General features: G+C 57.8%; 12 protein-coding genes and 1 pseudogene. 6 read left to right on the top strand and 7 right to left on the bottom strand.

Going from position 1 to position 10,555, the window contains the following annotated elements; translation table 11 throughout:
* The 4 genes from AC5E6N_RS20650 to AC5E6N_RS20635 all read right to left on the bottom strand — a co-directional run.
* A partial coding sequence (locus AC5E6N_RS20650) for an NAD(P)/FAD-dependent oxidoreductase (RefSeq protein WP_491749577.1) occupies nucleotides 1–334 on the bottom strand: 334 nt, incomplete at its 3' end.
* Between the two features lie 57 nt (nucleotides 335–391).
* Nucleotides 392–1,384, bottom strand: coding sequence for a TRAP transporter substrate-binding protein DctP (dctP, locus tag AC5E6N_RS20645; protein WP_491749576.1), 993 nt, complete (start codon nucleotides 1,382–1,384; stop codon nucleotides 392–394).
* A 39-nt stretch (nucleotides 1,385–1,423) separates the two neighbouring features.
* Nucleotides 1,424–2,722 carry a TRAP transporter large permease gene (locus tag AC5E6N_RS20640; RefSeq protein ID WP_491749575.1) on the bottom strand — a complete coding sequence of 433 codons (1,299 nt, stop codon included), beginning with the start codon at nucleotides 2,720–2,722 and terminating at the stop codon, nucleotides 1,424–1,426.
* A complete protein-coding gene (locus AC5E6N_RS20635) occupies nucleotides 2,719–3,252 on the bottom strand; it encodes a TRAP transporter small permease (RefSeq protein WP_491749574.1) in 534 nt (177 codons plus the stop codon). Before AC5E6N_RS20635 ends, AC5E6N_RS20640 begins: the two co-directional genes overlap by 4 nt.
* Before the next feature lie 66 nt (nucleotides 3,253–3,318).
* On the opposite strand from AC5E6N_RS20635, the gene AC5E6N_RS20630 reads away from it, so the two are divergent.
* The 3 genes from AC5E6N_RS20630 to AC5E6N_RS20620 all read left to right on the top strand — a co-directional run bounded on the left by AC5E6N_RS20630 (nucleotide 3,319) and on the right by AC5E6N_RS20620 (nucleotide 6,746).
* Complete coding sequence (locus tag AC5E6N_RS20630; RefSeq protein WP_491749573.1) at nucleotides 3,319–4,236, top strand: LysR substrate-binding domain-containing protein; 918 nt, start codon at nucleotides 3,319–3,321, stop codon at nucleotides 4,234–4,236.
* A 288-nt stretch (nucleotides 4,237–4,524) separates the two neighbouring features.
* Nucleotides 4,525–5,562, top strand: coding sequence for an L-glyceraldehyde 3-phosphate reductase (mgrA, locus tag AC5E6N_RS20625; RefSeq protein WP_491749572.1), 1,038 nt, complete (start codon nucleotides 4,525–4,527; stop codon nucleotides 5,560–5,562).
* Nucleotides 5,563–5,705: 143 nt separating this feature from the next.
* Nucleotides 5,706–6,746, top strand: coding sequence for a cytochrome-c peroxidase (locus tag AC5E6N_RS20620; RefSeq protein ID WP_491749571.1), 1,041 nt, complete (start codon nucleotides 5,706–5,708; stop codon nucleotides 6,744–6,746).
* A 76-nt stretch (nucleotides 6,747–6,822) separates the two neighbouring features.
* On the opposite strand, the gene AC5E6N_RS20615 is transcribed toward AC5E6N_RS20620, so the two are convergent.
* Nucleotides 6,823–7,470, bottom strand: a complete 648-nt coding sequence (locus AC5E6N_RS20615) for a class II aldolase/adducin family protein (protein WP_491749570.1) — start codon at nucleotides 7,468–7,470, stop codon at nucleotides 6,823–6,825.
* A 215-nt stretch (nucleotides 7,471–7,685) separates the two neighbouring features.
* On the opposite strand from AC5E6N_RS20615, the gene minC reads away from it, so the two are divergent.
* The 3 genes from minC to minE are packed head-to-tail and all read left to right on the top strand — an operon-like array spanning nucleotide 7,686 to nucleotide 9,506.
* Entirely contained in the window at nucleotides 7,686–8,405 is a 720-nt protein-coding gene (gene minC, locus AC5E6N_RS20610; protein WP_491749569.1) for a septum site-determining protein MinC, read from the top strand.
* Nucleotides 8,406–8,430: 25 nt separating this feature from the next.
* Nucleotides 8,431–9,246, top strand: coding sequence for a septum site-determining protein MinD (minD, locus tag AC5E6N_RS20605; RefSeq protein ID WP_491749568.1), 816 nt, complete (start codon nucleotides 8,431–8,433; stop codon nucleotides 9,244–9,246).
* Nucleotides 9,243–9,506: a cell division topological specificity factor MinE gene (gene minE, locus AC5E6N_RS20600; RefSeq protein ID WP_491689896.1), complete on the top strand. Its 264-nt coding sequence runs from the start codon at nucleotides 9,243–9,245 to the stop codon at nucleotides 9,504–9,506. The genes minD and minE overlap by 4 nt, the downstream gene beginning before the upstream one ends.
* A gap of 54 nt (nucleotides 9,507–9,560) precedes the next feature.
* Here the strand turns inward: minE and AC5E6N_RS20595 are convergent, their stop codons facing one another.
* Both AC5E6N_RS20595 and AC5E6N_RS20590 read right to left on the bottom strand, forming a co-directional pair.
* Nucleotides 9,561–10,172: an invasion associated locus B family protein gene (locus tag AC5E6N_RS20595; protein ID WP_491749578.1), complete on the bottom strand. Its 612-nt coding sequence runs from the start codon at nucleotides 10,170–10,172 to the stop codon at nucleotides 9,561–9,563.
* Nucleotides 10,173–10,193: 21 nt separating this feature from the next.
* Nucleotides 10,194–10,328, bottom strand: a pseudogene (locus AC5E6N_RS20590) (IS481 family transposase); the annotation flags it as partial.
* Between the last annotated feature and the right edge of the window lie 227 nt (nucleotides 10,329–10,555).

Here is a 10,555-nt window from a genome sequence, read left to right as displayed (position 1 = left end):
CATTGTATCGTTCGACCTGTGCATCGAGCGTTTCTTCCGAGAAATGGAAATCATAGCCGCCGTTCTGCTCAAGGCCTACATCAATACCCGTATTCTCAAAAATCTCTTTCGAAAAACCTCGCCACAGTGCCACTGATTCTTGCGACCAAAGGGCATATCTCGGTTGATCGAGACCTTTCGACTGGACCCAGACAAGACCGAAATTGCCGCGACTCGCACGATGACTTCCGTCGCCGCCATCAAGGACCGTCACATCCAAGCCGCGTTGGAGCAAACCCCAAGCGACCGAGAGACCAACGACACCTCCCCCTATGATGATGTAGTTTGATTGCACACCGTAGATCCCGAAAAAGGGGTAAAGACCGGGCGGCCGTAACCGCCCGGTCCAGAGTCAGTTGGAGGTCCGGTCGAGGATGGCCTGGCCCCATTCGACGCCGACATCCTCAAGAACTTCCGGCCAGACCTCCGCGCGCACCTTCTCGGCCATTGTGGCGAGTTGAGCGTCGGTCAACTCTACAATATTCGTGCCGAGTTCATCGGCCAGGCGTTGCTCGTTCTTCGCCTGATCTTCTTCTGCAATCACCCAGCGCTGCTCTTCAAACGCTTTTGCGGCATCCCTGAGGGCCGTCTGGTCTTCTTCATCGAGCGCGTTGAACGATTCGTTGCTGATAATCATGTACCAGACTTCAAAGTGCGTATTCGCGGGCACATAGGCTCTCGTCACATCACGGAAAGACGCATAATAACCTTCTGCGCCCGAGCCGATCACGCCGTCGACGACGCCAGTCTGAATCGCTGTAAACGCTTCAGAGAAAGGAATGGGCGAAGGAATGTAACCAAGTGCCTCACCTGTCAGCTGGAAGCTCTTGATGCCTGGCACACGGACTTTGATCCCATTCGACTTGGACGGATCGCCAGGGTTGACAGGATCGGTATTCAGGGAAATGCCGCCGAAGTATACAGGGTAGGCGGCCAGCATGGTGATGTCCTGTTTTGAGTAGAGCTCGGCCATCACTTCCTGCAGGACACCATCCGGGCCGTAAATCTTGCGGGCTTCTTCCCAGTTCGAGGCCAGAAACGGGAAGGACGAGATCTGCATCTGCCGATCCGCGGCGGTGGCTGCCGGCTGGGTTGCCATGTCGACGGCACCCACGGAAATGCGCTCCTGCACCGCTGTGTAGTCGCCTAGCGCCGAAGCAGGGAAGATTTCGATGGTGACGTCGCCCCCTGTCGCCTCCGATACCTTGCTTGCAAAGTCGCGAAGCTCAACGTCGATCGTTGCGCCTTGCGGACGAACATGGCTCATTTTCAACTCAGTCGCTTGGGCGAAGTTCGTGAGCCCGATGATCGCGGACGTCGCGAGAGCTGTTGCCATATGTTTCATTTCGTTTCTCCTTGCTGGTTAATCTCGATTTGTTATTGCTCAGTACCCAAACAGTCTCGGCAGATAGAGCGAGAGGTCTGACCACAGAGAAGTAAGGAAAACGACCGGCACGTATCCAAAGAGGATCAGGATCATCGCCGGCGGGATGACCTTAGTGACTTTGACGTTCCCGATGCGCGCCCCGAGGTAAAGGATCGAGGCATAAGGGGGCGTCACGCCGCCCATGGCAGTGTTCACACCCATGATAGCGGCGAACTGAATGGGGCTGACACCGAGCGCTTCCATCAACGGAAGCAGAAGCGGCGCAATCAGGATAATCGCGGTGACATCGTTGACGACCATGCCAACGAGGAAGAGCAGAATATTGATCAGGATCAGCAGAATAATCTTGTTCTCGGTGATCCCGAAGATCGAGCTGACGAGGGCTTGCGGGATACCCTCGAAGACAAACATTTGACCCAGGATCATCGAGAACAAGATCATGAGCATGATCGTCCCGACCGATGTCGCAGCGTCCTTGCCCGCAGAAAGGAAGCTATTCTTCGTCAATCCTCGATAGATCAGAAACCCGACCGGTATGGCGTAGATCACGGCCAACGCGGCCGACTCTGTCGGCGTCATGATGCCACCATAGATCCCGCCCAAAATCATGATCGGCATGAGCAGGGCAGGAAATGCGTAGGCGCCGTTTTTTGTGACCCGTGAACCGAACTCGACGACACTGGGTTTGTCGTCAAGAACGAGCTTGAATCTCCGTGACATCCACAGATTGATCACGGAGAAATTGCACATGATCAGGAGACCGGGACCAAGCGTCGCCAAAAAACACGCGAGGATCGATGTGTCGGTGACCCATCCGTAAATGATCATCGTGACGGAGGGAGGGATCAGAAGCCCGAGGATCGAGGAATTTGCGATGAGCGCTGTTGCGTAAGCTCTGGGATAACCCCGCTTCTCCATCTCTGGTATGAGTAGCGGGCCGATTGCAGCCACGCCGGTCAGACCGGACCCTGAGATCGCCCCTATGACCGCGCAGCTGACCGCGGCCACGACGCCCAACCCGCCACGGACATGACCGACGAAGGAGTTCACGAACCGAAGCAGCGCCTCAGCGATCCCGCTTGCGGACATAATGGTTCCGGCAAGGACGAATAGCGGGATGGCAAGCAAGACCGGGTTGCCAAGCTGCTGAAATCCCCAAAGCACCATGCCCTTCATGGTCACGTCGCCGACGTAGTACATCACCATGAGGGCGGCACCGAAGCACCAGGGCAGCGGCACGCCGAGTGTCAACGTCACTACCAGAACGGCGATGGCCAGAAGTGCGATTTCGATCATTGTTCGTCTCCTCGTGCGAGGAAACGGACATGGCGAACCAGGTGCAGGATGGTGTAGAGCATCATCAGGGCCATCCCGACGATAAGGGCCACATCGGCGTAGAATGTGGGGATGTAGAGTGTTGGGCTCTCGCGCCAGACCCGCCAGGCATAGGTCGTAAAATCCCAGGCCCAGTACAGAAGCCAGAAACCGATGATGAGGCTCACCACCTCACCGACGACGGAGAGGATTCTGTGTTGCCTCTCTGTGTCGAGAAAGATCTCGAGAACGTTCGCCCGGATGTGCGTATCCTCTCGCGACGCGTTCACTGCGCCGAGGATGTAGAGCCACATTGTTGGGTAGAGGATAGACTCCTCCAGCCCCATCACCGGTATCTCGAAGACATAACGCGTCAGAACCTGGACGAACTGACCAAATGCCACAGCGCAGATAAGGCCTGTAAGCAGATACTTCGCGAAACGTTCCACATTTCCTCCCCGGATGCAGAGTTCGTCGGTGACGAACGAGTGCATCACGAAACTGTCGTACAACGCTCTCAAACATAAGAGCAAATTAGTAATATTGCTGTCTTAATAGGGTTACCTTATGTTTTGCCCATGAACCTGTCGTTCCGCCAACTGCAAAGCTTCGTTGAAGTGATGCGTCACAACTCGGTGACGGAAGCGGCCCGTTCTCTTGGGAGAACCCAGCCCGCGGTCAGTGCGATGATTGCGAGTTTGGAAAGCGAAATTGGGTACACGCTCTTCGAGAGAGTGCGGAAACGATTGGTCCCGAAGCCCGAGGCCTTCTACTTCATGGAAGAGGCAGAGCATATCCTTGCCCGCCTAACGCGGTCGACCCGGACCTTGCAGGAAATTGGTAACCTCGAGAAAGGCTCGCTCAAAATTGCCTGCAATCCCGCGGCATCGCATTTTTTCATGCCTGAAGTTGTCGGGAAATTCCTGGAAGACAAGCCAGACGTCGAGATGACGCTTCTCATGAGGAGTTCACCGATCGTCACAGATTGGATCGCATCACAGCAATATGACATCGGTTTTGCCGAGGCCTCCGCAGATCGCAGAACCATACGGGCGATCCGATCGTCCTTTCCGTGCCTGTGCGCTATTCCTCGCGGAGATCCGCTAGCCCAAAAAGAGTTCATAGTGCCCGAGGACCTCAACGGAAAGCCGCTCGCCATGTTGTTTGAGGATCACGATATCAGTTTGAAACTGCGGGAGGTTTTTCAGGAAGCCGGTGTCGAACTCAACCAACGGTTCGAACTTCAGACCAGCCTGTCAGCAATCAAGTTCGTGTCCCTTGGACTTTGCTATTCAGTTTGCGAAAGCCTCACCGCAATTAGCTATGAACGAACCATCGGGAATGACGGCCCGGTTGTCTTTCGCCCCTTCCGGCCAACCATCCGTCTTGAAATGAGCTTGATGACACCGGCAAACCGGCCACTGTCCTTACTGGTCGAAAAACTGGTCGCTCACCTGCGGAGAGAGATTGATGCACTCGTCGCGATAGTCTCCTAAGCGCCACTGCCCGAAGCCATCGGGCTGTTCGGCAGGATGGCGGGTTGCTTTATCGACGGGCGCGAAGCGGATTGCACGGCGCCTGGCATCAACAAACGTCGTGTTCACGAACAAAGTCATTTGAAGCCGGTTTCGGCGTCCGTTATAGTCGGGCGATATCCACCCTCCATTGCTCCGGATGCGGCCCTTTCCCAAACCGGCCGACCGGCATGCACCGTGTCCTTTTGCTTTCGGTCCATCCGGACCCAGAGGCGTCCACCAAAGTCTTATCAAGTCAGGACCACTGCCATGACCTCCAGTTCCTATCTGCCTAATCCCGAACGCTATGACGCGATGATCTACAATCGTTGCGGCAATTCGGGCCTGAAACTGCCGGCAATTTCGCTGGGGCTCTGGCACAATTTCGGACATGACCGGCCGCACCAGCTCAAGCGCGATATCTGCCGGACGGCGTTTGATCTGGGCATCACCCATTTCGACCTTGCCAACAATTACGGCCCGCCCGGCGGCAGCGCCGAGGAGGCCTTCGGCGAAATCCTGAAAACCGACTTTGCCGGATACCGCGATGAACTGGTGATCTCTTCCAAGGCAGGCTACCTGATGTGGCCCGGACCCTATGGGGAATGGGGCAGCCGCAAATATCTGATTTCGTCATGCGACCAGAGCCTGAAGCGCATGGGTCTCGACTATGTGGACATCTTCTATTCACACCGTTTCGACCCCGATACGCCGCTGGAGGAAACCATGGGCGCGCTCGATCAGATCGTGCGCTCCGGCAAAGCACTTTATGCCGGCATCTCTTCGTACAACTCGCAGCGCACACGCGAGGCCGCGGCGATCCTGAAAGACCTTGGAACGCCCTGCGTCATTCACCAGCCGAGCTACAACATGATCAACCGCTGGGTCGAGGAAGACGGCCTGAAGGACACGCTGAAGGAACTCGGCATCGGCTCGATCGCCTTCACCCCCCTCGCCCAGGGCATGCTGACGAACAAATATCTGAAGGGCACGCCGGAAGACAGCCGCGCCTCCCAGGGAAAATCGCTCAATCCCGACCTGTTGACGGCGCAGGCGATCGACAATCTGCGCAAGCTCAATGACATCGCCGAGCGGCGCGGCCAGTCGCTGGCTCAAATGGCGCTCGCCTGGGTTCTTCGCAGCGGCGGGATCACAACCGCGCTGATCGGCGCCTCAAGGCCGGAGCAGGTTGTCGACTGTGTCGGTTCACTCGCCAATATCGAGTTCAGCAAAAAAGAACTGGAAGAGATCGACCGGTATTCGGCCAATGGCGAGGTCAATCTGTGGGTGCGTTCCTCGGACAGCTAATTGCCGAGCAACACAGACGCCGGGTGTCTCTGGCCGCGCCATATCGTCACGATGCGTCAGCAGGCCGCAGATTAGAATTGATCTAAATCAATAAAATTCCCTCACTATTTACAGATGCTTCTTGTGTTTCATAGGAGAGCACAATGAGGCAATTATTCCTGCTTTTGATGATCACCGCCCTCGCCGCGAGCCCGGCCACGGCGGATGAGCTTTATGACTCGGCATCGGATCTGTTCAAGCCGCTGCCCTCGACAATACCGAGCGTGAAGAACAATCCGATCACGCCGGAAAAAATCGAGCTTGGAAAGGCGCTGTTCTTCGATCCGCGGCTTTCCGCATCAGGTGTGTTCAGTTGCTATTCCTGCCATAATCTGACGACCGGCGGCGACGACAATCTGGAGACGTCGATCGGGCATGGCTGGCAGAAAGGGCCTCGCAATTCACCGACGGTCCTGAACGCTGTCCTCAACGAAGCCCAGTTCTGGGACGGCCGCGCCGAGGATCTGAAGGCCCAGGCCAAAGGCCCCATTCAGGCAGGCGTTGAGATGGCGAACACGCCCGAGACGGTGATTGCGGCGCTGAAGAGCATGCCCCAGTACGAGGCCTGGTTCAGCGATGCATTCCCGGGTGAGGCAGACCCCGTCAGTTTTGACAATCTGGCAAAGGCCATCGAGGCATTTGAGGCAACCCTGATCACACCGGCACCCTTCGACGCCTATCTGAACGGTGACAACAATGCCTTGAGCGAACAGCAAAAGACCGGGCTTGCACTGTTCATCGACAAGGGCTGCGCCGCCTGCCACAGCGGCGTCAATGTCGGCGGACACGGTTATTACCCGTTCGGTCTGATCGAAAAACCCGGGGCCGACATACTGCCCCCCGACGACAAGGGGCGGTTCGCGGTCACGGAGACGGTTGACGACGAGTACGTGTTCCGCGCATCGCCGTTGCGCAACGTTGCGGTGACGGCGCCTTATTTCCACTCCGGAAAGGTGTGGAGCCTAAGGGTCGCCGTTCAGATCATGGCCGAATCGCAATTGGGTGAGGAACTGAGCGACGAGGAGGCGAATGCCATGGTGGCGTTCCTGGAAAGCCTGACGGGCGCGGTTCCCGAGGTCACATTGCCGGTCCTGCCGCCCGAAACACAATCGACACCCCGCCCGGTTGCGGAAATAGAAAGGTAAGGTCCGCACACCCAAAGAGCCGGCGCCGTTCGCGCCGGCTTGTTGCAAATCGGCTGGTGCACTTCGCCAAGCTATATCAGGGATCGGACAGGCCGTATCCGGCCATCTTGTCCGCCACCTGCCTTATCTGCCCGTCGGAGAGCAGTGGCGGCTTTCCGATGGCAAGGCAGCCATGATATTGCCGGGCCAGCGCCTCAAGCTCGCCGGCCCGCCAGAATGCCTGCCGGATATCGCTGCCGAGGGCAATCATGCCGTGATGGGCAAGCAGGCAGCCATAGCGATCCTCCAAGGCAAGGATCGCGGCCTTTGAAAGCTCTTCGGATCCGTAGATCCTGTAAGGCGCGCATCTGATGTTCGCGCCGCCGAACACCGCCACCATGTAATGAATCGCCGGAATTTCCAGACCCATGATCGCCAGCGTTGTGCAGTAGTTCGGATGTCCGTGAACGATCGCGTTGACGTTCTCGCGGGACGCCAGAATATCGCGGTGAAACCGCCATTCGCTCGACGGCGGCCACGGCCCGTGGGCCGTTCCGTCCATTTCGACAAAAGAAATGTCCTCGGCAGTCATGTCGTCATAGGGCCGGCTTGTCGGAGAGATCAGCATGCCCTCCCCGTGCCTTATGCTGATATTGCCCGATGTGCCCTGATTGAGGCCTGAGCTGTTCAGCGCGCGGCAGTATTCGATAATCGCCTCGCGCTTTTGCAATTCGGAATTGGACAACAGGACCCCCTCATCTTGAACGGCAACGCCCGCCTGCCGATACATCAGCGCTCGAGCTATTTCTAGGCTTGCGGCAGCATCAACGGGTTTTGTGCGATACGAACCGGCATTCGGGCAAGCGCAAAAAAGTTGAATCCATCCTCCCGCAAGCTCCGTCGGGTAACCATTCGTTAACCACGATTCAAATAGGGTTGGGCAACGGAAAATTAACCAAGATGACAGAAGTGCTCACTGATACCCAGCCCATTCGTCTCAAGGGCCGATCCTTTCTTGCGCTGGTGCTGACACCGGAACTGCCCTTCGGCGACTGGCTGACGCGGCTCGACAATCTTGCCGCCCGTTCCGCCGGTTTTTTTCTTCGCCGTCCGATCGTGCTGGACATTGACGGCATCGACATTAACCGCGAACAGCTGCGTGGTCTCCTGGATCAGCTCGGCACGCGCGACATCCGCATCATGGGCATCGAGGGCGCGCGCCCGTCTCAGCTCGGCGACGATATCCCGCCGGCGATGGCGGGCGGTCTGCCGGCCTCCGACATGGACGCAACGGAAACGGACCGCCTGGAAACAATCACCGCATGTGACAGCGGGAGCGGCGCCGGTGTGCCCGCAGCGTCACTCATGGTGACCCAACCGGTGCGTTCCGGCCAGTCGTTGATGTCGGAGGGTGATATCACGATCGTCGGCTCGGTTGCATCGGGGGCGGAAGTTGTCGCCGGGGGATCGGTGCATGTCTATGGAACCGTGCGCGGGCGGATCGCCGCGGGAACGATAGGAAATACATCCGCACGGATCTTCTGCCGCAGGCTTGAGGCGGAACTGGTGGCGATAGCGGGTTACTACAAGACCTCCGATGATTTTGAGACCGAGCTGCGCGGACAGGCAGTCCAGCTTTGGCTCGAGAATGATTCCCTGCTGGCGGAAAAACTGGGTTGAGCGAGCAGCAAAAGAGGAGAGACAGATGGGCAAGGCGATCGTGGTTACATCGGGCAAGGGCGGCGTCGGCAAGACAACATCCACAGCCGCAATCGGCGCGGCGCTGGCTCAGCGAAATGAAAAGGTCGTGGTCGTCGATTTCGATGTAGGGCTTCGCAATCTCGATCTGGTCATGGGTGCCGAGCGGCGGGTGGTCTTCGATCTCATCAATGTCATTCAGGGGGAAGCGAAACTGTCGCAGGCGCTGATCCGCGACAAACGGCTGGAAACGCTGTTCCTGCTTCCCGCATCGCAAACCAGGGACAAGGACAAGCTGACGCCGGAAGGCGTGGAGCATGTCATCGCCTCCCTCAAAAAGGCTTTCGACTGGGTCATCTGCGACAGCCCTGCCGGGATCGAGCGCGGCGCAACACTCGCCATGCGCCATGCGGACGAGGCAATCGTCGTCACCAACCCGGAAGTCTCGTCGGTACGCGATTCCGACCGCATCATCGGGCTGCTCGACGCCAAGACGGTGAAAGCCGAGAACGGCGAGCCGATGGAAAAACGTCTTCTTCTCAACCGCTATGACCCGGCTCGTGCGGCAAGCGGCGATATGCTGAACGTGGACGACATGCTGGAAATTCTGTCCGTTCCGCTGCTCGGCATCATCCCCGAGAGCACGGATGTGCTGCGCGCCTCCAATATCGGCGCGCCGGTGACGCTGGCCAATAGCGGCAGCGCAACCGCGCGGGCCTATACGGATGCCGCACGCAGGCTGGCCGGCGAAGCGGTTCCGGTTATCGTTCCGGGTGAAAGGCGTGGCTTCTTCGGCAAGATCTTCGGAAGGAAGGCTGCATGAATATCCTCCGTTTCCTAGGCCGGCGGACATCGGCGTCCGCGGCCCGCGAGCGGCTGCAAGTGTTGCTTGCACATGAAAGAGCCTCGGTGGGCGGTGCCGATCTGGTCAGTGTCCTGCGGGAAGAGATTCTCGAGGTTCTGCAAAAGCATGTGAAGATCGACGGTCGGCGGATCCACGTCAAAGTGGAGCGTGGCGCGCAGGTCTCCACACTCGCCGTCGATATTGAAATTCCGTTCGATACCGGCGTGCGCGCTGCCTGACAACAGCGATCAAAACACCGGTCTTGAGACCTGACGGCCACTTCAATTGTGCGGTCAGTTTTCGGCTTCACCCTCTTCGCCGCTGCCCGCCATCGATGCCTTCAGGGCCTTCAGGCCTTCCGTCGCACCCTGCATGCTGGTGTGAAACACAAGCGGTTGCGACCGCAGGCTCGGACGGTAACCGGCAATCACGTTTTCAGCGCCTTCAAGCGTCTCAATCGCCTCAAGCGGCAGTTCCAGAAGCGCCTCGCAGACGTCTCGGGAACAGGACTGCCAGACGAAGTTCCGGCGTTCATCGCTGTCCTCCCGCTTCAAGGCAAATCCGGACGGAAAGTAAACCCCGTTCGGAACACGGGCGGCGAGGTAGCTCTTTGACCCGTCACCGGACCAGAATGCCAGCAATTCGGCAAGGAAGACGTTGTCGGATGTGCGAACGAGACGCTGGCTGAGGACACAGGCCGTCTCGTTCACGGCAATCGCCTCACAATTCACCCGCCACAAGCCGAACTGGGTTCCATTGGCAATTCGCATCGGCTGGACGATTGTCGTCGCTGCGGCGTCGTTGTCCTGCGCCAGTCCCGGCCAAACACCGAGGGGGATCGCCGCCAGCGCCACGAGCGCGAGAACAAGGCCCTTTGCCACAATATGACTGCTCCACATTTCCATGCTCTTACTCCTGCCTCCCGGCTTTTTCCACTTGGCGACGGTCTTGAGGTCGATCCCGCATCGCTTTGAACGAGCCCTCAAGCCTTCTTGACTGTCTTGTATCGCGCGGCGGACCGCTTCTGTCGTCGTGGCGCTCGCGTGCAGAACCTGACCCATGGTGCATCCTTTCATTCAGGTGAAAACAATGCACTATCGAAATCCGAGATCAAACAACTAAAGCGAGTCGTGATCAGATTGACGCATTTTATAGTGGAAATAAGGTTAAACGAGCCGGGCGATTTTGCCCTCTGACTGCGTTGGCTCACGCTTGGTGGGTGGACACCACGGTGCGCAACCCGCCTTGTCAGAGACCAAAATCGCCGCGGTCAAATGCGTCAATCTGA

It is taken from the genome of Hoeflea sp., assembly GCF_984452065.1.
Note: the sequence above shows the minus strand (reverse complement) of the source record. Positions and strands in the feature narration are given on the sequence as shown.